General features: G+C 72.6%; 21 protein-coding genes. 17 read left to right on the top strand and 4 right to left on the bottom strand.

Annotated elements, in window-relative coordinates; all coding sequences use genetic code 11:
- The first annotated feature begins 94 nt into the window (after nucleotides 1-94).
- A complete protein-coding gene (locus ACF062_RS11725; RefSeq protein ID WP_392137556.1) occupies nucleotides 95-2,185 on the top strand; it encodes a HEAT repeat domain-containing protein in 2,091 nt (696 codons plus the stop codon).
- Nucleotides 2,186-2,356: 171 nt separating this feature from the next.
- On the opposite strand, the gene ligD is transcribed toward ACF062_RS11725, so the two are convergent.
- The gene (gene ligD / locus ACF062_RS11720) at nucleotides 2,357-3,388 is read right to left on the bottom strand and encodes a non-homologous end-joining DNA ligase (protein ID WP_392137555.1); all 1,032 of its coding nucleotides are present in this window, start codon (nucleotides 3,386-3,388) and stop codon (nucleotides 2,357-2,359) included.
- Nucleotides 3,389-3,461: 73 nt separating this feature from the next.
- Here ligD and ACF062_RS11715 point away from each other — a divergent pair, with 73 nt between their 5' ends.
- The 6 genes from ACF062_RS11715 to ACF062_RS11690 all read left to right on the top strand — a co-directional run bounded on the left by ACF062_RS11715 (nucleotide 3,462) and on the right by ACF062_RS11690 (nucleotide 9,245).
- The gene (locus ACF062_RS11715) at nucleotides 3,462-4,535 is read left to right on the top strand and encodes an ATP-dependent DNA ligase (protein WP_392137554.1); all 1,074 of its coding nucleotides are present in this window, start codon (nucleotides 3,462-3,464) and stop codon (nucleotides 4,533-4,535) included.
- A 112-nt stretch (nucleotides 4,536-4,647) separates the two neighbouring features.
- A complete protein-coding gene (locus ACF062_RS11710) occupies nucleotides 4,648-5,580 on the top strand; it encodes a TerC family protein (protein WP_392137553.1) in 933 nt (310 codons plus the stop codon).
- A gap of 47 nt (nucleotides 5,581-5,627) precedes the next feature.
- Entirely contained in the window at nucleotides 5,628-5,861 is a 234-nt protein-coding gene (locus ACF062_RS11705; protein ID WP_392137552.1) for a hypothetical protein, read from the top strand.
- Nucleotides 5,862-5,891: 30 nt separating this feature from the next.
- A complete protein-coding gene (locus ACF062_RS11700) occupies nucleotides 5,892-6,281 on the top strand; it encodes a hypothetical protein (protein WP_392137551.1) in 390 nt (129 codons plus the stop codon).
- A gap of 174 nt (nucleotides 6,282-6,455) precedes the next feature.
- Nucleotides 6,456-8,261, top strand: a complete 1,806-nt coding sequence (locus tag ACF062_RS11695) for an FAD-dependent oxidoreductase (RefSeq protein WP_392137550.1) — start codon at nucleotides 6,456-6,458, stop codon at nucleotides 8,259-8,261.
- Nucleotides 8,262-8,303: 42 nt separating this feature from the next.
- A complete protein-coding gene (locus tag ACF062_RS11690; RefSeq protein WP_392137549.1) occupies nucleotides 8,304-9,245 on the top strand; it encodes a DUF3048 domain-containing protein in 942 nt (313 codons plus the stop codon).
- Nucleotides 9,246-9,251: 6 nt separating this feature from the next.
- Here the strand turns inward: ACF062_RS11690 and ACF062_RS11685 are convergent, their stop codons facing one another.
- A complete protein-coding gene (locus ACF062_RS11685; protein WP_392137548.1) occupies nucleotides 9,252-9,719 on the bottom strand; it encodes a MarR family winged helix-turn-helix transcriptional regulator in 468 nt (155 codons plus the stop codon).
- Between the two features lie 233 nt (nucleotides 9,720-9,952).
- Here ACF062_RS11685 and ACF062_RS11680 point away from each other — a divergent pair, with 233 nt between their 5' ends.
- Genes ACF062_RS11680 through pcaD form a run of 6 tightly spaced genes read left to right on the top strand, consistent with a single transcriptional unit; the run spans nucleotide 9,953 to nucleotide 15,395 of the window.
- Complete coding sequence (locus ACF062_RS11680; RefSeq protein ID WP_392137547.1) at nucleotides 9,953-10,708, top strand: CoA transferase subunit A; 756 nt, start codon at nucleotides 9,953-9,955, stop codon at nucleotides 10,706-10,708.
- Nucleotides 10,708-11,364 (top strand): CoA transferase subunit B, encoded by a 657-nt coding sequence (locus ACF062_RS11675; protein WP_392137546.1) that lies wholly within the window; start codon nucleotides 10,708-10,710, stop codon nucleotides 11,362-11,364. The genes ACF062_RS11680 and ACF062_RS11675 overlap by 1 nt, the downstream gene beginning before the upstream one ends.
- Nucleotides 11,365-11,405: 41 nt before the next feature.
- Nucleotides 11,406-12,254: a protocatechuate 3,4-dioxygenase subunit beta gene (gene pcaH / locus ACF062_RS11670; RefSeq protein ID WP_392137545.1), complete on the top strand. Its 849-nt coding sequence runs from the start codon at nucleotides 11,406-11,408 to the stop codon at nucleotides 12,252-12,254.
- On the top strand, nucleotides 12,254-12,823 hold the full coding sequence (pcaG, locus tag ACF062_RS11665; protein ID WP_392137544.1) for a protocatechuate 3,4-dioxygenase subunit alpha: 570 nt from the start codon (nucleotides 12,254-12,256) through the stop codon (nucleotides 12,821-12,823). Before pcaH ends, pcaG begins: the two co-directional genes overlap by 1 nt.
- Nucleotides 12,820-14,241, top strand: a complete 1,422-nt coding sequence (gene pcaB, locus ACF062_RS11660) for a 3-carboxy-cis,cis-muconate cycloisomerase (protein ID WP_392137543.1) — start codon at nucleotides 12,820-12,822, stop codon at nucleotides 14,239-14,241. The genes pcaG and pcaB overlap by 4 nt, the downstream gene beginning before the upstream one ends.
- A complete protein-coding gene (gene pcaD / locus ACF062_RS11655; protein ID WP_392137542.1) occupies nucleotides 14,238-15,395 on the top strand; it encodes a 3-oxoadipate enol-lactonase in 1,158 nt (385 codons plus the stop codon). The genes pcaB and pcaD overlap by 4 nt, the downstream gene beginning before the upstream one ends.
- Nucleotides 15,396-15,430: 35 nt before the next feature.
- Here pcaD and ACF062_RS11650 read toward each other — a convergent pair whose 3' ends face one another.
- Both ACF062_RS11650 and ACF062_RS11645 read right to left on the bottom strand, forming a co-directional pair.
- The gene (locus ACF062_RS11650; RefSeq protein ID WP_392137541.1) at nucleotides 15,431-16,357 is read right to left on the bottom strand and encodes an SDR family oxidoreductase; all 927 of its coding nucleotides are present in this window, start codon (nucleotides 16,355-16,357) and stop codon (nucleotides 15,431-15,433) included.
- 23 nt (nucleotides 16,358-16,380) lie between these two features.
- Nucleotides 16,381-17,145 carry an SDR family oxidoreductase gene (locus ACF062_RS11645; RefSeq protein ID WP_392137540.1) on the bottom strand — a complete coding sequence of 255 codons (765 nt, stop codon included), beginning with the start codon at nucleotides 17,143-17,145 and terminating at the stop codon, nucleotides 16,381-16,383.
- Between the two features lie 68 nt (nucleotides 17,146-17,213).
- Between ACF062_RS11645 and ACF062_RS11640 the strand changes: the two genes are divergently transcribed.
- From ACF062_RS11640 to ACF062_RS11625, 4 genes are read left to right on the top strand one after another with little or no spacing between them, the layout of a single operon-like run.
- Complete coding sequence (locus ACF062_RS11640) at nucleotides 17,214-17,975, top strand: enoyl-CoA hydratase family protein (RefSeq protein ID WP_392137539.1); 762 nt, start codon at nucleotides 17,214-17,216, stop codon at nucleotides 17,973-17,975.
- Nucleotides 17,972-18,844, top strand: a complete 873-nt coding sequence (locus tag ACF062_RS11635) for a CoA transferase subunit A (protein ID WP_392137538.1) — start codon at nucleotides 17,972-17,974, stop codon at nucleotides 18,842-18,844. The genes ACF062_RS11640 and ACF062_RS11635 overlap by 4 nt, the downstream gene beginning before the upstream one ends.
- Nucleotides 18,841-19,614, top strand: coding sequence for a CoA-transferase subunit beta (locus tag ACF062_RS11630; RefSeq protein ID WP_392137537.1), 774 nt, complete (start codon nucleotides 18,841-18,843; stop codon nucleotides 19,612-19,614). Before ACF062_RS11635 ends, ACF062_RS11630 begins: the two co-directional genes overlap by 4 nt.
- 17 nt (nucleotides 19,615-19,631) lie before the next feature.
- A complete protein-coding gene (locus ACF062_RS11625; protein WP_392137721.1) occupies nucleotides 19,632-20,681 on the top strand; it encodes an NAD(P)H-dependent flavin oxidoreductase in 1,050 nt (349 codons plus the stop codon).
- Nucleotides 20,682-20,702: the final 21 nt, after the last annotated feature.

Genomic DNA, 20,702 nt, shown 5'->3' with positions numbered 1-20,702 from the left:
CCCCGCTCGGGGCGGGGGCGCCGTGCGTTGTCAGTGGTGTGCGGCATGCTGTGATCAAGCGGTGGATGGGTGGCACGGGTACGGGGGTGCGGCGGTGGCAGGGACGGCGACGGGGATGCTCGCGGGGGTCGAGGACGTCGACTGGGCGTCGCTGAGCCACGCGTACGGCGACGCTTCGGACGTGCCGGAGCTGCTGCGCGGCCTGGCTTCGGCGGACCCCGCCGAGCGGGACATCGCGCTGGACGGGCTGTACGGGGCGGTGCACCACCAGGGGGATGTCTACGACTCGACAGTGGCCTGCGTCCCTTTCCTCTTCGCCCTCGCGGGCGACGCCGCGGTCGAGGACAGGGGCGCGATCGTGGGCCTGCTGCGCAGCATCGCGGGCGAGGAGGAGCCGGACCCGGACGAGATCGGTGGCCTCTTCGAGGACGAGGATGAGGACGCGGCCTGGGTGGCGAACTTCGTGACCGCCGCCGCCCTCGTACGGGGCCGCGCCGATTTCTTCCTGGAGCGTCTCGCCGACCCCGACCCGCAGTTGCGCGCCGCCGTCCCTGGCGCCCTCGCCCAGCTGCACTCCGACCCGGCGCGTGCGTTCGCCGCGCTGCGCTCCCGTGTCCCGGTCGAGGGGCACGGCTCCGTCGTACGCTCCCTCGCCGAGGCGATCGGCGCGCTGGGCGTGGCGCACGAGGAGTTGCGCCCCGAGGCCGGCCGGTGCCTCGCCGACGTCCTCGCCTCCGCCGGAGCGGACCCGGCGGTGTGCCTGACGGCATTGACCCAACTGGCGCGGTGCGCGCCGCAGTTGCTGCCCGCGGACAGCGTGGAGTCAGCGGTCGACGCGATGCGGCGCGCACACGAAGCGGGCCCCGGCGCCACGGACGGACACCAGGAGCGGCCGCGGACGGACACGATGGTGTCGTACCTGCGCGAGCTCAAGGCGGCCCACCAGCCGGGCATCGACGCGGGTCTCGCCCACGACCTCCTCCGGGAGCTGCACCTCGCCCTCGACGACCGCACGGAAGAGCGGTTCGGCTTGCTCCACGCGCAGTTGCGCACTCCGGACCGGGGTCAGCGCCTGGCCGCGGTCCAGGAGGCCGGCCGCCTCCTGACCGGCTGGCGCGCGCCGAACGACCTCGCGGTGGCACTGCTCGCCCGGCAACTGGCCGAACACGACGAGGACCTGTCCCGGGCGGCGCTGAGCGAGCTGGCGTACGTCCACCCGATCGCCGGAGTGACGGCGGACGTCCTGGCGGCCTGCCTGGTCGAGTGGGAGGACGACTGGGACCCCGCCGACTGGCAGCGGTCGCTCTTCGGCGGCGCACTCAAGGCGTTGGCCCTCCAGGGCGACGCGCGGGCGGTCCCCTGCCTGGCGGCGGTCCTGGACGGCGGAGGCGGCGTTCCGGAGCGTCTTGACCGCTGGGTCAAGGCCATGGGCCCCCGCGCGCGGGCCCGGCTGGCGCCGGCGCTGCACGACAGGCTGGCCCGCATGGGGTCCCGCGCGGGCGGGGCGGTCCGGGCCCGGCTGACCGACGCGCTCGGCGTCTGCGCGCCCGCCGCGTCGCTGCCCCTGATCACCACCGCCTTGTACGGCGACCACTACGGCACGGCCCTCGGCGCCCTCGCCCGGTACGGCCCCGCCGCGGCGGACACGGCGCCCCGGCTGAGGGAGCTGGCCCGCGACACCTCCTCGGCCGACCAGCACGGCCGGCTGAGCGCGGCGGAGGCCCTCTGGGCGGTGAGCGGCGATGCCACACATGTGCTGCCCGTGCTGCGCGACGCCCTCGCGGGAGACCGGTGGTACGCCCGTGAGCGCGCGCTGCTGATCGCGGCCGCGCTCGGCCCCGATGCGGCGCCGCTCGCGCCCCGCGTGCGTGCGCTGACCACGGGGACCGAGGGCTGCCCGGCGCAGGCGGCGATCACTCTGTGGCACATACGGAGGGACGCGGCGGAGGTGCTTCCGGTCCTCCTCGACCAGTGGACGACGACCCCGGGCTCCCGCCCCGCCGCGGCCGCCTGCCTTGTCTCGATGGGCCGGGCGGCGGCTCCCGCGCTCCCGCTGATCCGCCGGGAGCTGACGTCGGCGCGGCGCCACGACAACACCGGCACACGGAGCAACATGCGCTACGACGTCGCCGCGGACGAGGACCTGCTGGACAGCTGCCGCCGCCTGACAGCTGCTCTGGGCTAGGGCCTGTCTGACAATTCCCGCCTGCCTCGCGACGCCATGCACGCACTCTCGCCGCACCGGGCGCAGAGCCAAGTACATCCAGTACGAGGCCCTACGCCCGGCACGCCGAGAGCACGCACCTGACGCCGCGAGGCCGCCCTCCGGGCGACGACGGGAACTGTCAGACAGGCCCTAGTCCTCGTGCTTGGCGCGGCTCGGCTGCACCCGTTTCGGTTCGCCCGGCATCTTCGGGTACTCCGGCGGGTAAGGCAGGTCGCCGAGCCCGTGGTCCTTCTCGTCCTTGGTGGCGAGTTCGAGGAGGGCTTCGAGGGAGTAGGCCCGCTCCTCCATGCGCGCGTGGACGTCACCGACCTCCGCGAAGCGTCCCGGCATGGTGGCGATGTCGAAGTCCTCGGGCGCGGCGTCGTCGACCTCGTCCCACCGCAGGGGCGCCGACACGGGGGCGTGCGGGCGGGCCCGTACCGAGTAGGCGGAGGCGATGGTGCGGTCCCTGGCCGTCTGGTTGTAGTCGACGAAGATCCGTTCGCCGCGCTCCTCCTTCCACCACGCCGTCGTGACCTGCTCCGGCATGCGCCGCTCCAGCTCGCGCCCGCAGGCGATCGCGGCCCGCCGCACCTGCGTGAAGGTCCAGCGCGGTTCGATGGGCACGAAGACGTGCAGTCCCCGGCCGCCGGAGGTCTTGGGCCAGCCGGCCAGGCCGCCGAACTCGTCCAGGACGGCGCGCAGTTCATGTGCGGCGCGCACCGCGTCGGCGTAGTCCGTGCCGGGCTGCGGGTCGAGGTCGATGCGGAGTTCGTCGGGGTGGTCGATGTCGTCGCGCCGTACGGGCCAGGGGTGGAAGGTGAGCGTGTTGTACTGGGCCGCCCAGATCACGGCGGCGACCTCGGTGGGGCACATCTCGTCGGCGGTGCGGCCGCTGGGGAAGGTGATGGTGGCGGTGGGAATCCAGTCGGGGTGGTTCTTCGGCGCCCGCTTCTGGTAGAAGAACTCGCCGGCCGCCCCGTCCGGGTAGCGCTGCAAGGTGGTGGGACGGTTCCTGAGCGCGCGCAGGATGCCGGGACCGACGGCCAGGAAGTACTGGGCGAGGTCCAGCTTGGTGTAGCCGCGCTCGGGGAAGACGACCCGGTCCGGGCTGGACAGGCGGACCGTCCGCTCCCCCGTGTCGATCTCCACGGCCGCGCTCGTGCCCTTGGTTTCACCCATGGAGCAACGCTAAACGGCCCGGTCATTCACCGCATACCGGGCGATATGCGGTGGACCACCGCAGAATCGGAGTATGGATCTGCCGGTGATGCCGCCCGTGAAGCCCATGCTCGCCAAGCCCGTGGCGAAGATCCCGCCGGGCATGCAGTACGAGGCCAAGTGGGACGGGTTCCGTGCGATCGTCTTCCGCGACGGTGACGAGATCGAGATCGGCAGCCGCACGGGCAAGCCCCTCACCCGCTACTTCCCCGAGTTGGCGGACGCGCTGCGGGAGCGGCTTCCGGCGCGCTGCGTGATGGACGGCGAGATCGTGATCGCCAGGGACGGACGGCTGGACTTCGACGCGCTCACGGAGCGCATCCACCCCGCGGCCTCGCGCGTCGCGACGCTCGCCGAGCGCACGCCCTCGTCCTTCGTCGCCTTCGACCTGCTCGCCCTCGGGGACGAGTCGCTGACCGCCACCCCCATGGCGGAACGCCGCGAGCGCCTGGTGACGGCGCTGTCCGGGGTGACACCGCCCGTCCATGTCGCACCGGCGACGACCGACACGGAGGTGGCGCGGCGCTGGTTCGAACAGTTCGAGGGCGCGGGTCTCGACGGGGTCATCGCCAAGCCGCTGGATCTGCTCTACCGCCAGGACGAACGCGTCATGTTCAAGGTCAAGCACGAGCGCACGGCGGACTGCGTGGTCGCGGGCTACCGCCTCCACAAGAGCGGCCCCGTCGTCGGCTCGCTCCTCCTCGGCCTCTACGACGAGGGGGGCGCCCTCCAGCACGTGGGTGTCGCCGCGGCCTTCTCCATGAAGCGACGGGCGGAGCTGATCGACGAGCTGGAGCCGCTGCGGATGGAGTCCGCGCAGGGGCACCCGTGGGCCGCCTGGGCGGACGAGGCGGCGCACGAGACGGCACGGCTGCCGGGCGCGCCGAGCCGCTGGTCCGGGAAGAAGGACCTGTCGTGGGTGCCGGTACGCCCCGAGTGGGTGTGCGAAGTGGCGTACGACCACATGGAGGGCGGGCGGCGCTTTCGCCACACGGCGCGGTTCCGCAGGTGGCGCCCCGACCGTGCCCCGGGGAGCTGCACCTACGCCCAACTGGAGGAACCAGTGCGGTACTCACTCACGGACGTGCTGGGCCCGCCGCCGGGCTGAGCGCCGCCTAGAGGAGTACACGCGGGAGTGGCGCCGCCGGGAGGACAGTCACGGCCGCGCACCGCACACTCGAAAGAGATGTCCGGTTTGTCGCAGCCGAGGGGTTGGGGCCATGCACAGTGTGCCGTTCTGGCTATGGATGGTCTTCGTCGTCACCGTGCTGGTGTCCTTGGCGGTCGACCTCCTCGCGCACCGGCACGCCCACGTCATCGGTTTCCGGGAAGCCGCCGCCTGGAGCGGGGTCTGGGTCGGGCTGGCGATCGCCTTCGGCGCCGTCGTCTTCCTCGTGGTGGGCACGACCGCCGGGGTGGAATACACCACCGCGTGGCTCCTGGAGAAGAGCCTGTCGGTCGACAACCTCTTCGTCTTCGCGCTGATCTTCGGCTATTTCAAGGTGCCGCGCGCTTATCAGCACCGCGTGCTGTTCTTCGGCGTACTCGGCGCCCTGGTCTTCCGCGGCATCTTTCTCGCCGCGGGCGTGGCCGTGGTCAGCCGCTTCACGGCCGTGCTGTTCGTCTTCGCGATCATCCTCTTCTACAGCACCTACAAGATCCTCAAAGAGGAGGAGGACAGTTTCGACCCGGGCAAGAGCATCGCCGTACGCCTGCTCCGCAAGGTCATTCCCGTCCGGGACGAATACGCGGGCACGCATTTCTTCGTGAAGGAGGCCGGGAAACGCGTCGCCACCCCCCTGCTGGCCGTCGTCGCCGCGATCGAGGCCGCCGACCTCGTCTTCGCCGTGGACAGCGTGCCCGCCGTGCTGGCCGTCAGCAGTGACGCGTTCATCGTCTACACCAGCAACGCTTTCGCCATTCTCGGTCTGCGCGCCCTGTTCTTCATGCTCGCGGGCCTGCTCGACCGCTTCCATTACCTCAGCAAGGGCCTGGCCATCATCCTCGCCTTCATCGGCGTCAAACTCGTGTTGCAGGCCTCGCACAAGACGATCAGCGACGCCATCCCCGAGATTCCGTCACCGATCAGCCTTGCCGTCATTTCCGTCGTCCTGGCCATCTCCGTGGGACTGAGCCTGCTGCGCCCGAAATAGACCGCAAAAGGATGCCAAAAAACACCAAGTAATAGTAAAGTGATGTCATGAACGGCGAGCGGAAACACCGGACGACGACCGCGTCAGGGCATGTCTGCGGCTCGTGCAAGCAACCTGTCGACGCCGTGGTGGTGCGTTACAAGAGCCTCGGTGTCTTCGTCCCTGCCTGGGTGGCGGGGCCATGCCAGAATCCGCGCTGCGAGGAGTACGTCCCCGAGTCCGCGCACATCGTCTGGACGCGCGGCGGCTGGGAGCGGAAGACCGGCCGGGTGCGCCGCTGACGCGCGACGACGGGGACGGGGAGGTGGCCGATGTCGCACGACTCCCGCTTTCACCTCGACCGGGCCGGACACTCGATCACCGTGTGCGTCGGCGGCGCACGGGACCCGGTCGAAGTCCTGGTCGACGGCAAGGTCGTCGCCACCTGCCAGAAGCGCCGTCGCGGCGTCACGGTACTGACGGCCGAGACGCCCGACGACGAGCCACGGCCCTTCACGCTCCGGGTCGACTGGTCCGCCGCGACCGACGGCGGACCGGCGGTCCTCCTGGAAGCGGAGGACGGCCGCACACTCATCCCTCGGGTGTCCCCCACCCCTTCGCGAACGCCTCCGCGAGGCGCCTCCCCGACACGTGGCCCCCTACAGCGGCTGCTCCGGCTCGCGCGGCGCCCCACGGGACGCCACTCGGCACGCCCGCGCTGAGCCGGCACACCGCGAGGCGGCTCACCACAAGGCACTACTGAGACGGGAAACCCTCCCGCCACCGGAATCACGCCAATGTGTGAAGCTGCTCCCCCGCACCTTCCCCCTCACCCCTCACGACCGTAGGCTCCTGCGCCTGACACGTCAGTTACCGACGGTAAGGGGGGCTGGGGCATGGGGCACAGTCGTGCCGAGGGAAGCACGCGGCGGGGATTCGTCGCGGGGGCCGCCGCGGTCGGCGGGGCGACCGCGCTGGGCGTGGGAGCGGGAGGAGTGGGCGTGGCCGCGGTGCCCGCCGCCGCGGCGGCGGGAGCACCGCGGGCGAAGCACTCCGTGGCCGTACTCGGCGGCGGTGTCGCGGGGTTGACGGCCGCCCACGAACTGGCCGAGCGCGGCTTCGCCGTCACGGTCTACGAACGCCGGGCGCTCGGCGGCAAGGCCCGCAGCATGGACGTGCCGAACAGCGCCAAGGGCAACCGCAGACCGCTGCCCGGCGAGCACGGCTTCCGCTTCATCCCGGGGATCTACCACAACCTCCCGGACACCATGCGCCGCATCCCCTTCCCCGGGAACGCCAACGGCGTATGGGACAACCTCGTCGCGCCCCGCGAGATGTCGTTCGCGCGCACCGGCCGCGAGGACCTGCGCATGCCGATCCCGTGGCCCGGCAGTCAGCCGGAGCAGCTCAGCCTCGACGACATCGCCCGCGCGCTCACCGCGCTGCTCGACACGGCCTTCAACCTGCCGGCGCACGAGGTCACGTACTTCGTGAACCGCGCCCTGGTCTTCCTGACCAGCTGTGACGAGCGCCGCGACGACGACTGGGAGTCGACGCCGTGGTGGGACTTCGTGCGCGCCGAGAAGATGTCGAAGGACTACCAGCGTCTCCTCGCGATCGGCGTCACCCGCAACATCGTGGCGACGAAGGCCGAGGAGGCGAGCACCCGCACGGTGGGCACCCTCGGCGAGGCCTTCGTCTTCAACGCGCTCGGCCAGGGCGCCGACGGCCCGCCCGACCGGATCCTGAACGCCCCCACGAACGAGGCGTGGATCGACCCCTGGGTGACCCACCTGAAGTCGCTCGGCGTCGAGTTCCGCGTCGGCTGGACGGTCCGCGAGCTGGCGTTCGGTGACGGCCGCATCACCAAGACCGTGATCGAGGACCCGGGCGGCGTACGGCGTGACATCACCGCCGACCACTACGTGCAGGCCATGCCGGTGGAGCACGCGCGCAGGACGTGGAGCGCGGCGATGAAGGCGGCCGACCCGCAGCTGGCACGCTGCGACAAGCTGCAGACGGACTGGATGACGGGCATCCAGTTCTATCTGACCGAGCGCCCGCCCCTGGTGAAGGGCCACTTCAACTGCGTCGACTCGCCCTGGTCGCTGACCGGCATCGCGCAGGCGGGCCACTGGCCCGAGCGCGACTTCCCTGCCGACTACGGCGACGGTGTGGCGGTCGACTGCCTGTCGGTGGACATCTCCGAGTGGGACAAACCGGGGATGCTGTACGGCAAGACGGCCAAGCAGTGCACCCGCGAGGAGGTCGCCAAGGAGGTGTGGGCACAGCTCAAGGCGGCGCTCAACGACACCGGCAAGACGGTCCTGAGCGACGGCAAGCTGCACTCGTGGTTCCTCGACCCGGGCGTCGACGGCCTCGGCACGCCGAACCCCACGAACGAGGACGAACTCCTCATCCACCCGGTGGGCACCCTGCACAACCGCCCGTCAGCCGCGACGAGGATCCCCAACCTCTTCCTCTCCGGTGACTACGTATCCGTGGACATCGACCTCGCGACCATGGAGGGCGCCAACGCCGCGGCCCGCCAGGCGGTCAACGCGCTGCTGGAGCGGGTGGGCTCCGACCAGAAGCCGTGCACGGTGCGACCGCTCTACCGCGCCCCGGCCGTCGAACTCGCCAAGCGCCACGACCGCACCCGTTACCGACTCGGGCTGCGCAACGCGCTCGATTTCGGCTGATAGCGGGCGTCTTCGGGGTAAGACGTACGCATGAGACGGTTGATGCGGACGCGCGCAGGGCTCGGGGCGGTGGTGCTGGTCGTACTGGCGGCCGGCTGCACGGTGGAGACCGACAAGCCGGAGCCGCCCTTGGGCGGCCCGAGCGGCGGCCCCGGCGGCAGCCCCGCCGGCGCCGCCGCGGTCGCCGTGAAGATCGACAACGTTCCTCAGGCGCGCCCGCAGACGGGCCTGGACGCCGCGGACGTCGTGTACGCCGAACAGGTGGAGGCGGGGCTGAGCCGCCTGATGGCCGTATACGCGTCCCGGCTGCCGCCCGTGATCGGGCCGGTGCGCAGCGCGCGGGAGACGGATCTCGAACTGCTGCGCCAGTTCGACGCGCCCGTGCTCGCGTTCTCCGGGGCGCAGTCGAAGCTTCTGCCGCTGATCGCGGACGCGCCCCTGCGGGCCGTGCCGCCGGACAAGGCACCCGGTGACGCCTACTACCGGGACGACGCCAGGGCCGCGCCGCACGATCTCTTCCTGCGCCCCAAGGCCCTGAAGGTCACCCCGCACGCGGACGCCCTGGAGAGCACCGGTTTCCGGTTCGGGCCCGCGCCGGCGGGGGGCACGCCGGAGACGCACCGGACGGTCCGCTTCCCTTCGGCCCGCTTCGCCTTCGACTGGGTGGAGTACGAGGGCCGTTGGCGCATCACCATGGACGGCGAGCGGGCGCGTACCCCCGACGGCAAGGAACTGGCCGCTTCCACGGTCGTCGTGCAGTACACGAAGGTGCGGCAGTCCCGCTTCCACGACCGTTCGGGCAACATCTCGCCGTTCACCGAGACGGTCGGCGAGGGCAGTGCGCGCGTCCTGCGGGACGGGCGCGCCTTCGACGCCCGCTGGAAGCGCGCGGCGGCCACGGACGGCACGGCGTTCACGACGCCCGACGGCAAGCCGCTGCCCTTCGCGAAGGGGCAGGTGTGGGTGGTGTACGTGCAGGCGTGAGCGCGCTCAGGCCTGCCGGGACGCCGACGGCTCCGCGGGGTTGCGCAGGCTCTCCGCCGCGTCCGCGACCCGCCGGATCAGGTCGAAGAAGACGCTCTGCTCGTCGGTGGAGAGCGGGGCGAGGAACACCTGGTTCATCCGCGCGGTCCGCACGGTCAGTCTGCGGTGCGTGCTCCTGCCCTCGTCCGTGAGGCGCAGCAGATAGCGGCGGCCGTCCTGTGGGTCGCGGACCTTGTCGAGCAGCTCACGGCGGATCAGCCGGCTGATGACCTCGGCGACCGTGGACCGGTCGAGGCCCACCCGCTCCCCCACGGTGCGCTGGTCGAGGCCGGGCTCGGCGACGAGGGCGTTGAGGACCGCGAACTGCGGTGAGGTGATCTCCTCGGACACCATGGTGTTCCACAGGAGGTAGTGCGCCTGCTGGAGACGTCGGGCCAGGTGCCCGGGATGGGTGGCGAGGTCCACCGCGGCCATGGGGCCCTCCGCTTCTCGGGCTTCTCGGGGTTCTGGGGGTTCTCCGAGCTCTCTGGCTTCTCCGGGACTGTTCATCGGTGCACTGAACAATACCCGTCCCCACCCCTGTGTGCTGCCCACTCTTGCCAGGCAGTTGGGCGGCTCCTATCCTCGCAGAATTACTCAGTGCCCTGATTAATTGCCCCATTGGTCGACCTGATCGATGCGGGCCGGGAAGAGAGGGGGGTGCGCGGATGGACAAGGTGGTGGCCACGGCCGCCGAGGCGGTGGCCGATGTCCGGGACGGGGCGTCGCTCGCGGTCGGCGGCTTCGGTCTGAGCGGCGTACCGAACGAACTGATACGGGCGCTGCACGTCTCCGGGGCCTCGGACCTGCGCGTGGTGTCCAACAACTGCGGCGCGCTGGACTCGGGCCTCGCGGTGCTCCTGGCGGCCGGCCGCATCGCCCGCGTGACCGGTTCCTACATCGGCGCCAACAAGGAGTTCGCCCGGCAGTACCTGGGCGGCGAACTGGAGGTCGAGATGATCCCGCAGGGCACGCTCGCCGAGCGGCTGCGGGCGGGCGGGGCCGGCATCCCGGCGTTCTACACCCCGGCCGGGGTCGGCACACAGGTCGCCGAGGGCGGCCTGCCGTGGCGCTACGACGGCCAGGGCGGCGTCGCGCTCGCGTCACCGGCCAAGGAGGTACGGGAGTTCGACGGCACCCCGTACGTCCTGGAGCACGGCATCCGCACCGACTTCGCGCTGGTGCGGGCGGCCAAGGGCGACCGGCACGGCAATCTCGTCTTCCGCAAGGCCGCCCGCAACTTCAACCCGCTCGCGGCGATGGCGGGCCGCGTCACCGTCGCGGAGGTGGAGGAGCTGGTGGAGCCCGGCGAGATCGACCCGGACGCGGTGCACCTGCCGGGGATCTTCGTACAGCGCGTGGTCGCGCTCACCCCGGAGCAGGCGGCGGAGAAGCGGATCGAGAAGCGGACGGTGAGCGGCTGATGCCCTGGACCCGTGAGCAGATGGCCGCCCGCGCCGCGCGTGAACTGCGCGACGGCCAGTACGTGAATCTGGGCATCGGCCTGCCCACTCTGATCCCCAACCACCTCCCGCCGGGCGTCGAGGTGGTCCTGGAGTCCGAGAACGGCCTCCTCGGGGTGGGCCCCTACCCCGAGGAGACCGAGGTCGACCCCGACCTGATCAACGCGGGCAAGGAGACGGTGACCGTCCTGCCGGGCGCCTCCTTCTTCGACTCGGCGCTCTCCTTCGGGATGATCCGCGGCGGCCACATCGACGTCGCCGTGCTCGGCGCGATGCAGGTCTCCGCGCGCGGGGACCTCGCCAACTGGGCGGTCCCCGGCAAGATGATCACCGGGATCGGCGGGGCGATGGACCTGGTGCACGGCGCCCGCACCGTCATCGTCGTCATGACGCACACCGCCAAGGACGGCTCCCCGAAGATCGTCGAGGAGTGTGGGCTGCCGCTGACCGGCAAGGGATGCGTCGACCGGATCATCACCGACCTCTGCGTCCTCGACGTGACGGAACGGGGCGGACCCGGCCTGGAGCTCGCCGAGCTGGCGCCGGGGTGCACGGTTGAGGATGTCGTCGCGAAGACCGCGGCGGAGGTCCGCCTCCCGGCGGGGTACGCCTCGTGAGCACGGAAAACCCGATCCCTACTCCGGAGCCGCAGCCACACATGACGACCACGACCACGTCCTCCACCCCTTCAGCCTCCCCCACCCCATCCGACTCCTCCGACCCTTCCGCCTCCTCTTCGCGGTCCGCCGGGCCCCTGCCCGACGGGCTCAGCCAGGACGCGATAGACACCGAAGTCGCGAAGGCGCAGGCCGCGTCGGCCGACGGACACCACCCGCCACGCGACTACCCGCCCTACCGCAGCAGCCACTTCCGTCACCCGAAACAGCCGCTGGTCCCGCTGCGCGACCCCGAGGCGGTGGAGCTGAGCGGCCCCGCGTTCGGCGTCACGGACGTCACCGCCCTGGACCGGGACCTGACGCGCCAGCACCAGGGCGAGCCGCTCGGCGAGCGGATCACCGTCAGCGGACGGGTCCTTGACCGCCGGGGGCGGCCCGTACGCGGCCAGCTGGTCGAGCTGTGGCAGGCCAACGCCTCCGGGCGGTACGCCCACCAGCTTGACCAGCACCCGGCGCCGCTGGACCCGAACTTCACGGGCTTCGGCCGCTGCCTGACCGACGACGAAGGAACGTACTCCTTCACGACCGTCAAGCCGGGCGCCTACCCGTGGCGCAATCACGTCAACGCCTGGCGTCCGGCCCACATCCACTTCTCGCTCTTCGGCACGGCCTTCACCCAGCGCCTCGTCACCCAGATGTACTTCCCCGGGGACCCGCTCTTCCCGTACGACCCCGTGCTGCGCTCGGTGACCGACGAGTCCGCGCGCCGACGCCTCGTCTGCGCCTACGACCACGCCCTGTCCGTTCCCGAGTGGTCGCTCGGATACCGCTGGGACATCGTCCTGGACGGCCCGTCCGCGACGCTCTTCGAGGAAGGCGACCACCACTGATGCCCGCGTCCGCCGCCACGCCGCTTCCCACGCCCTCCCAGACCGTCGGGCCCTTCTACGGTTACGCGCTGCCCTTCCCGCGCGGCGGTGATGTCGCCCCCGTCGGCCATCCGGACACCATCACGCTGCACGGGTACGTGTACGACGGCGCGGGGCAGCCCGTCCCCGACGCGCTGATCGAGACCTGGCAGCCCGCCCCGGACTGTTCGCGCGCGGGCGCGCCCGGTTCACTGCGGCACGACCCCGTGACGGGGCGGGTCATCGGGCGCGACGGCGTCGCGTTCACCGGCTTCGGCCGGGTGCCGACCGACGCGGACGGCCACTGGGCGGTGCGGACGCTGCCGCCGGGCGGTGTCTCGTACATCTCGCTCGCCGTCTTCGCGCGCGGGCTGCTGCATCACCTCTACACGCGCGCGTACCTCGTGGAGGAGCCCGGGGACGCGCTGCTCGGCTCGCTGGACGCCGACCGGCGCGCCACGCTGATCGCCCGGAGCGAGGCGCCCCGCACGTACCGGTTCGACGTCCGGCTCCAAGGGGCGGACGAGACGGTCTTCCTGGAGTTCCCGTGAGCGGCCTGTTCTCTCCCGGATGGGTCGGTTCCGCCGCCGAGGAGGCGACCGGCGACCTCGCCCTCCTCCAGGCCCTGCTGGACACCGAGGCGGCACTGACCCGCGCCCAGGCGGCGGTGGGGCTCGCCCCTCCGGAGGCGGCCGCTGCGGTCACCAGGGCGGCTTCGGACGCGACCCGCTTCGACGCGCGCGACCTCGCGCTCCGCGCGCGGGAGGGCGGCAATCCGGTGATCCCCCTGGTGGCGGACCTCACGGCGGCGGTGCCCGCCGACGCGGCGCCCTACGTCCACCGGGGCGCGACGAGCCAGGACATCCTCGACACCGCGCTGATGCTGGTCGCCACACGCACGCTGGACCCGCTCCTCGCGGACCTGTCCCGCACGGAACGCGCCCTGGCCCGCCTCGCGTCGCGGCACCGGGACACGGTGATGCCGGGCCGCACGCTGACGCAGCACGCGGTGCCGACGACGTTCGGGCTGAAGGCCGCGGGGTGGCGCTCGCTGGTGCTCGACGCCCGGGACCGGCTCGCGGGGGTGCGGGCGGCGCTGCCCGTGCAACTGGGGGGCGCGGCGGGAACGCTGGCGGCCTTCTCGGCGTACGGGGGCGGGGAGCCGGCCGTGCGCGGCGAGGAGCACGAGCAAGGGCCGCCCGGAGCGCTCGTGGCGGCCTTCGCGCGTGAGCTGGCGCTCGTCGAGCCGCTGCTGCCCTGGCACACCCTGCGCACGCCCGTCGCCGACCTCGCGTCCGCCCTCGCCTTCACGGCGGGGGCCCTCGGCAAGGCGGCGGTGGACGTGGCGACGCTTTCCAGAACCGAGATCGGCGAGCTCTCCGAAGGCTCCGGCGGGGGCTCGTCCGCCATGCCCCACAAGGCGAACCCGGTCCGTGCCACGCTCATCACCGCCGCCGCGCGCCGCGCGCCCGCCCTCGCGGCCACGCTCCTCGGCTCACTCGCCGCCGAGGACGAGCGGCCCGCGGGTGCCTGGCACGCCGAGTGGGAACCCCTGCGCGACCTGCTTCGCCTGGCCGGTGGCGCCGCCCGCCACGCGGCCGAGCTCGCCGAAGGGCTGCGCGTCCACCCGGAGGTCATGCGCGAACACCTCGGCCTGACCGGCGGGTTGATCGTGTCCGAGCGGCTCGTCGCCACCCTCAGCCCGCTGCTCGGCCGGGCCCGCGCGAAGGAACTCGTGGGCGAGACGGCACGGCGCACCCGCGCCGAGGGGCGCACACTCGCGGAGGTCATCGGAGAGACGCTCGGCGAGATCCTGGCCGAGGAGCCCGCTCCGGAGGGGACCGACCTCTCCGCACGCGCCGCCCTCGCTGCCCTGTGTGACCCCTCCAGCCTCTCCGAACTCACCGACCCCGCCCGCTACACCGGCTCCGCCGGCACCTTCACCGACCGCGCCCTGGAGCGACGTTGACGACCCACCCGACCGGCAAGCTGCCGCACCACACCATCGAGGGCCCGGACAGCGCTGCCCCGCTCCTCCTCGGCCCGTCCCTCGGCACGTCGACCGCCCTGTGGGACGCCGTCGCGCCCGAACTGGCCACCGCGCACCGGGTCGTGCGCTGGGATCTGCCCGGCCACGGCCGCTCCCCCGCGGAGCTGATCGGGCCCGGCGCCACGGTCGCCGACCTCGCCGGACTCGTCCTCGCGCTCGCCGACGCGCTCGGCATCGACCGCTTCGCGTACGCCGGTGTCTCGCTCGGCGGTGCCGTCGGACTGCACCTCGCGGCCCACCATCCGGAGCGCGTGACGAGCCTCGCCCTCGTCTGTACGTCGCTGCACTTCGGCGGCGCGGACGCCTGGCGGGAGCGGGCCGCGACCGTGCGCCGCGAGGGCCTGGCCGCGCTCGCGGAATCGGCGCCGCGGCGCTGGTTCACGCCCGGATTCACGGTTCCCGCCCTGGTGGCCGACCACTTGGCCGCCGATCCGGGGGCGTACGCGGCGTGCTGCGACGCCCTGGCCGCGTACGACCTGCGGGACGGCGTGGCGTCGATCACCGCGCCCACGCTGGTGCTCGCCGGGCGCGAGGATCCTGCGACACCGCCCGCCCACGCCCGGGAGATCGCCGACGCGGTGGCGGGCGCGTCCCTGGTGGAACTCGCGGGCGCCTCGCATCTGGCGCCCGCGGAGCGCCCCGCCGCCGTGAGCGCCGCGCTGCGCGCCCACTTCGCCGGTCCGGCGGCCGGCGGTGGCACGGCCGTGCGCCGCGCGGTGCTCGGCGACGCGCACGTCGACCGCGCGCAGGCCGCCACCACGCCCTTCACCGCCCGCTTCCAGGACTTCATCTCCCGCTACGCGTGGGGGGAGATCTGGACCGATCCCACGCTCTCGCACCGCGAGCGCAGCATGATCACGCTGACCGCGCTCGTGGCCCACGGCCACCTCGCCGAGCTGGCCCTGCACGTCCGCGCGGCCCGCCGCAACGGCCTCACGCCCGAGGAGATCGGCGCGGTCCTGCTCCAGACGGCGGTCTACTGCGGGGTGCCGGCGGCCAACGCGGCGTTCGGCGTGGCTCAGCGCGTGCTGGCGGAGGAAGAACACGAAGCGGGGCCGCAGGGACGTGACTGAGCCCTGGTCAGCGTGTCCCGCATACAGGCCGGGGCTCATCGTGCCCCGTACACGGGTCGGGGCGGCTCGGCGTCGGTGAGGAGCTTGCGGGCCGCCCCGCCCGCTTCGGCCGGGGTCCAGCGGGCCCCCTTGTCCGCGGTCGGTCCCGGGCGCCAGCCCTCCATGACGGTGATGCGGCCGGCCTCCGCCTCGAAGACGCGGCCGGTGACCCCCGCGGAGGCGGTGGAGCCGAGCCAGACAACGAGCGGTGACACGTTCTCCGGGGCCATCGCGTCGAAGGCTCCGTCCTGCGGGGCGACCATGGTGTCGGCGAACGTCTGCTCGGTCATCCGGGTGCGGGCGGCGGGCGCGATGGCGTTCACGCGTACTCCGTAGGCGGCCAGTTCGGCGGCGGCGACCAGGGTGAGGCCGAGGATCCCGGCCTTGGCCGCGCTGTAGTTGCCCTGCCCGACACTGCCCAGCAGGCCCGCTCCCGAGCTCGTGTTGACCACGCACGCGTGCGGCACGCGTGCGGCCTTCGCCTCGGCCCGCCAGTGGGCCGCCGCGTGCTTCAAGGGGAGGAAGTGCCCCTTGAGATGGACCCGCATCACCGCGTCCCAGTCGTCCTCGTCGAGGTTGACCAGCATGCGGTCACGCAGGAAGCCCGCGTTGTTGACGAGGGTGTCGAGGCGTCCGTACGTGTCGAGGGCGGTGCGCACCAGCGAGGCGGCGCCCTCCGATGTCGCGATGTCACCGCCGTGCGCGACCGCGTCGCCGCCCGAGGCGCGGATCTCCTCGACGACGGCGTGCGCCGGCCCGCCGGACCCCCCGGAGCCGTCGGGCCCCACGCCGAGATCGTTGACGACGACCCGGGCACCCTCGGCGGCGTACCCGCGCGCGTGGGCGCGGCCCAGTCCGCGGCCCGCGCCCGTGACGATCACGACGCGGCCCGCGCAGATCCCGGATGTGGCGGCTGAAGTCATGGGGCAGCTCCCTGTTGAGGCGTTCAGCGGTTGACTGAGGCGGCGTCCAGGAAGGCGGGGCGCTCGCCGCCGCCGTGCAGGTGGAGGGCGGCGCCGCTGATGTACCGGGCGTGTTCGGACGCGAGGAAGACACAGGCGTCGCCGACGTCCGCGGGGTCGGCGAGGCGGCCGAGCGGCACGGTGGCGGCGACCCTGGCGACGCCCTCTTCGTCGCCGTAGTGGAGGTGGGCGCTCTCGGTGCGGGCGAGGCCGAGGACGACCGTGTTCACGCGCACGGCCGGGGCCCATTCGACCGCCATGGTCCGGGCGAGGTTCTCCAGGCCGGCCTTCGCCGCTCCGTACGCCCCGCTGCCGGGCGAGGGCCGGGTGCCACTGACACTGCCGATCATCGTGATGCTGCCGCCCGACCGCTGGGCGCGCATCACGTCGTAGGCGGCGAGCGAGGCGTAGAGCGGGGCGAGGAGGTTCAGTTCGACGATCTTCACCTGCCGGGCGGGGGCCGTGTCGGCGAGGAGACCGAACGGCGTGCCGCCCGCGTTGTTCACGAGGGCGTCCACGGAGCCGTGGTCGGCGGCCACTTGGCGGAAGAAGGCGTACGCGGCCTGTGCGTCGCGCAGGTCCAGCGGCCGGAACTCCGCCGTGGCGCCCGCGGCTTGGACGGGCTCGTCGGGCGGCCTGCGGGCGCAGACGACGACATGGGCGCCGGCGGCGAGGAAGCCGCGGGCGATTCCGGCGCCGACGCCGCGGGTGCCGCCGGTGACGACGGCCACCTGTCGGGTGTCAGTCATCGCTGCTACCTTTCCAACTAACAAATGTTTGGTTGAAGGCGTGTGGTCGAAAGGTAGCGGATCCTCTGATGTCTGTCTCCACCTCCGTCCCGGAGCCCGCGCAGGGCGTGGCGGTCGTCACCGTCGACTACCCACCGGTCAACGCCCTTCCTGTGCGGGGGTGGTATGCCGTGGCGGACGCCGTGCGCGCCGCCGGGCGCGACCCCGCCATACGCTGCGTGGTGCTGGCCGCCGAGGGGCGGGGGTTCAACGCCGGCGTGGACATCAAGGAGATGCGGCGCGACAGCGGCCACACCGCGCTGATCGGCGCCAACCGCGGCTGCTACGCGGCATTCTCGGCGGTGTACGAATGCGAGGTGCCGGTCGTCACCGCCGTGCAGGGCTTCTGTCTGGGCGGCGGGATAGGCCTCGTGGGCAACGCGGACGCGATCGTGGCGAGCGAGGACGCCACGTTCGGCCTGCCCGAGCTGGACCGGGGCGCGCTGGGTGCCGCCACCCACCTGGCCCGCCTGGTGCCGCAGCATCTGATGCGCGCGCTGTACTACACCTCGCGCACCGTGACGGCAGCCGAACTGCACGCCCACGGCTCCGTGTGGCAGGTCGTCCCGCGTGCTGAACTGCGCGATGTCGCACTGGAGTTGGCGCGCGAGATCGCCCGCAAGGACGGCACGCTGCTGCGCTTCGCGAAGGCCGCCATCAACGGCATCGACCCGGTCGACGTGCACCGCAGCTACCGCTTCGAGCAGGGCTTCACCTTCGAGGCGAATCTCAGCGGCCTGGCCGACCGCATCCGCGAGGGCTTCGGGGCGCGAGGGGAAGGCGGGACATGAGCGACAGGACAGGCAAGATCATGACGCCCGAGGAGATCGTGGGGCGTCTGGAGAGCGGGATGACCCTCGGCATCGGCGGCTGGGGCTCGCGCCGCAAACCGATGGCGCTGGTGCGCGCGCTGCTGCGGTCCGGCGTCACGGACCTGACCGTCGTCTCCTACGGCGGCCCGGACATCGGCCTGCTCGCCGCCGCGGGCCGCATCCGCAAGCTGATCACGGCATTCACCACGCTCGACTCGATCCCGCTGGAGCCGCACTTCCGCGCGGCACGCGAGCGTGGCGCCTTCGAACTCGTCGAGCTGGACGAGGCGATGCTCATGCAGGGCCTCACCGCGGGCACCCAGCGGCTGCCGTTCCTGCCGATCCGCGCGGGCCTCGGCTCCGACGTGCTGCGGGTCAACCCCCACCTGCGTACGGTCACTTCGCCGTACGAGGACGGCGAGGAGCTGGTCGCGGTGCCCGCCCTGCGGATGGACGCGGCGCTGGTGCACGTGAACCGCGCCGACCGGTTCGGCAACGCCCGCTATCTGGGCCCGGACCCCTACTTCGACGACCTGTTCTGCGAGGCCTCCGACACCGCGTACGTCTCCTGTGAGCAGGTCGTCGACCCCGGGCGGCTCTCCGAGCACGCGGCGCCGCAGTCCCTGCTGATCTCCCGGCACACGGTGACGGGCGTGGCCGAGACGCCGAACGGCGCGCACTTCACGTCCTGCGTCCCCGACTACGACCGCGACGAACCCTTCCAGAAGGCGTACACCGACGCCGCCGCGGACCCGGAGGCCTGGGCGGCCTTCCGCGCCCGCTTCCTGGCCGGCAGCGAGCGGGACTACCACCTGGCCGTCCGGACCTGGCACAAGGAGCAGCGATGACCCCGGCCGCCGAGCGGACCGTCACCCGCGCCGAGTACTGCGTCATCGCCTGCGCCGAGGCCTGGCGGGACGACGGCGAGATCCTCGCGTCCCCCATGGGCACGATCCCGTCCATCGGCGCGCGCCTCGCCAAGCTGACCTTCTCCCCCGACCTGCTGCTCACGGACGGCGAGGCGCTGCTCATCGGCGACGTCCCGGCACTGGGCGCCGCGTCGGGCGTGACCGAGGGCTGGCTGCCGTACCGCAAGCACCTGACGATGGTCATGGGCGGGCGGCGGCACGTGATGATGGGCGCGAGCCAGATCGACCGCTTCGGGAACCAGAACATCTCGTGCATCGGCGACTGGGCGCGCCCCCGACGGCAATTGCTCGGTGTGCGCGGCGCCCCGGCCAACACGATCAACAACCCGGTGAGTTACTGGATCCCGAGGCATTCGACGCGAGTCTTCGTCGAGAAGGTCGACATGATCAGCGGTGTCGGGTACGACAGCGCGGCCGCCGCGGGTCCCTCCGCGACCCGCTTCCACGATCTGCGCCGCGTCGTCTCCGACCTCGGCGTCTTCGACTTCGCGACGCCCGATCACGCGATGCGGGTGGTCTCCCTGCATCCGGGGGTGACGCTCGGCCAGGTGCGGGAGGCCACCGGTTTCGCGCTCGCCGTGCCGGACGGCGGTCTGCCGTACACCCGCGAGCCGACGGACGAGGAACTGCGGCTGATCCGCGAGGTGGTGGACCCGCGGGGTCTGCGCGAGCGCGAGGTGCGCGCGTGACGGCGGCCCCGCCCGTCATCGAGACGCCGCTGACGAAGCTGGTCGGGGTGCGGCATCCGATCGTGCAGACCGGCATGGGCTGGGTGGCGGGCCCCCGCCTGGTCTCGGCGACGGCGAACGCCGGGGCGCTCGGCATCCTGGCCTCCGCGACCATGACGGTCGAGCAGTTGCGCTCGGCCGTGCGCGAGGTGAGGTCCCGTACGGAGGCGCCGTTCGGGGTCAATCTGCGGGCCGACGCGGGCGATGCGCGGGAGCGTGTCGGGGTCATCGTCGAGGAGGGCGTGCGCGTGGCGTCCTTCGCGCTGGCGCCGTCCAGGGAGCTCATCGCCGAGCTCAAGGACGCGGGCGTGGTGGTGATCCCCTCGGTCGGCGCGCGAAGGCACGCGGAGAAGGTCGCCGCGTGGGGCGCGGACGCGGTCGTCGCGCAAGGCGGCGAGGGCGGCGGTCACACCGGTGAGGTGGCCACCACGGTCCTGCTGCCGCAGGTCGTGGACGCGGTGGACATCCCGGTGGTCGCCGCGGGCGGGTTCTATGACGGGCGGGGCCTGGTGGCCGCGCTCGCCTACGGCGCGGCGGGCGTGGCCATGGGCACGCGTTTCCTGCTCACCTCGGACTCACCGGTGCCGGACGCGGTCAAGGCGCGCTATCTGGCGGCCTCCGTGAAGGACGTCACGGTCACCACGCGAGTGGACGGCCTTCCGCACCGGATGCTGCGCACGGAGCTGGTGGCCGGCCTGGAGAAGGCGGGCGGCCTCGCGTCCCTGGCCCGGGCGGTGCGGCATGCGGCGGCGTTCCGCAGGCTCTCCGGGCTGGGATGGGCCCGGATGGCGCGCGACGGCCTCGCGATGAGGCACGGCAAGGACCTGACGTGGAGCCAGGTCCTCCTCGCGGCGAACACGCCGATGATGCTGAAGTCGGCGATGGTCGACGGCCGCCCGGACGCGGGGGTGATGGCGTCGGGCCAGATAGCCGGCCTGATCGAGGACGTGCCGTCGTGTGCGGAGTTGATAGAGCGGGTGATGGTGGAGGCGGGGGAGGTGATGGGGCGACTGGGGGCGAGGGGGTGAAGCAGTCGGGACCCGGCATCA

It is taken from the genome of Streptomyces sp. NPDC015345, from assembly GCF_043078805.1.
In the GTDB taxonomy this organism is placed as follows: Bacteria; Actinomycetota; Actinomycetes; order Streptomycetales; family Streptomycetaceae; genus Streptomyces.
This window is presented reverse-complemented; position numbering and strand designations above follow the sequence as displayed.

Coding starts and splice junctions, on each gene's coding strand:
- ACF062_RS11695 (WP_392137550.1), top strand. CDS start 6,456: ATGGGGCACAGTCGTGCCGAGGGAAGCACGCGGCGGGGATTCGTCGCG.
- ACF062_RS11645 (WP_392137540.1), bottom strand. CDS start 17,145: ATGACTGACACCCGACAGGTGGCCGTCGTCACCGGCGGCACCCGCGGC.
- ACF062_RS11690 (WP_392137549.1), top strand. CDS start 8,304: ATGCGGACGCGCGCAGGGCTCGGGGCGGTGGTGCTGGTCGTACTGGCG.
- ACF062_RS11715 (WP_392137554.1), top strand. CDS start 3,462: ATGGATCTGCCGGTGATGCCGCCCGTGAAGCCCATGCTCGCCAAGCCC.
- ACF062_RS11685 (WP_392137548.1), bottom strand. CDS start 9,719: ATGGCCGCGGTGGACCTCGCCACCCATCCCGGGCACCTGGCCCGACGT.
- ACF062_RS11680 (WP_392137547.1), top strand. CDS start 9,953: ATGGACAAGGTGGTGGCCACGGCCGCCGAGGCGGTGGCCGATGTCCGG.
- ligD (WP_392137555.1), bottom strand. CDS start 3,388: ATGGGTGAAACCAAGGGCACGAGCGCGGCCGTGGAGATCGACACGGGG.
- ACF062_RS11635 (WP_392137538.1), top strand. CDS start 17,972: ATGAGCGACAGGACAGGCAAGATCATGACGCCCGAGGAGATCGTGGGG.
- ACF062_RS11630 (WP_392137537.1), top strand. CDS start 18,841: ATGACCCCGGCCGCCGAGCGGACCGTCACCCGCGCCGAGTACTGCGTC.
- ACF062_RS11640 (WP_392137539.1), top strand. CDS start 17,214: ATGTCTGTCTCCACCTCCGTCCCGGAGCCCGCGCAGGGCGTGGCGGTC.
- pcaG (WP_392137544.1), top strand. CDS start 12,254: ATGCCCGCGTCCGCCGCCACGCCGCTTCCCACGCCCTCCCAGACCGTC.
- pcaH (WP_392137545.1), top strand. CDS start 11,406: ATGACGACCACGACCACGTCCTCCACCCCTTCAGCCTCCCCCACCCCA.
- ACF062_RS11700 (WP_392137551.1), top strand. CDS start 5,892: ATGTCGCACGACTCCCGCTTTCACCTCGACCGGGCCGGACACTCGATC.
- ACF062_RS11650 (WP_392137541.1), bottom strand. CDS start 16,357: ATGACTTCAGCCGCCACATCCGGGATCTGCGCGGGCCGCGTCGTGATC.
- ACF062_RS11710 (WP_392137553.1), top strand. CDS start 4,648: ATGCACAGTGTGCCGTTCTGGCTATGGATGGTCTTCGTCGTCACCGTG.
- ACF062_RS11705 (WP_392137552.1), top strand. CDS start 5,628: ATGAACGGCGAGCGGAAACACCGGACGACGACCGCGTCAGGGCATGTC.
- ACF062_RS11675 (WP_392137546.1), top strand. CDS start 10,708: ATGCCCTGGACCCGTGAGCAGATGGCCGCCCGCGCCGCGCGTGAACTG.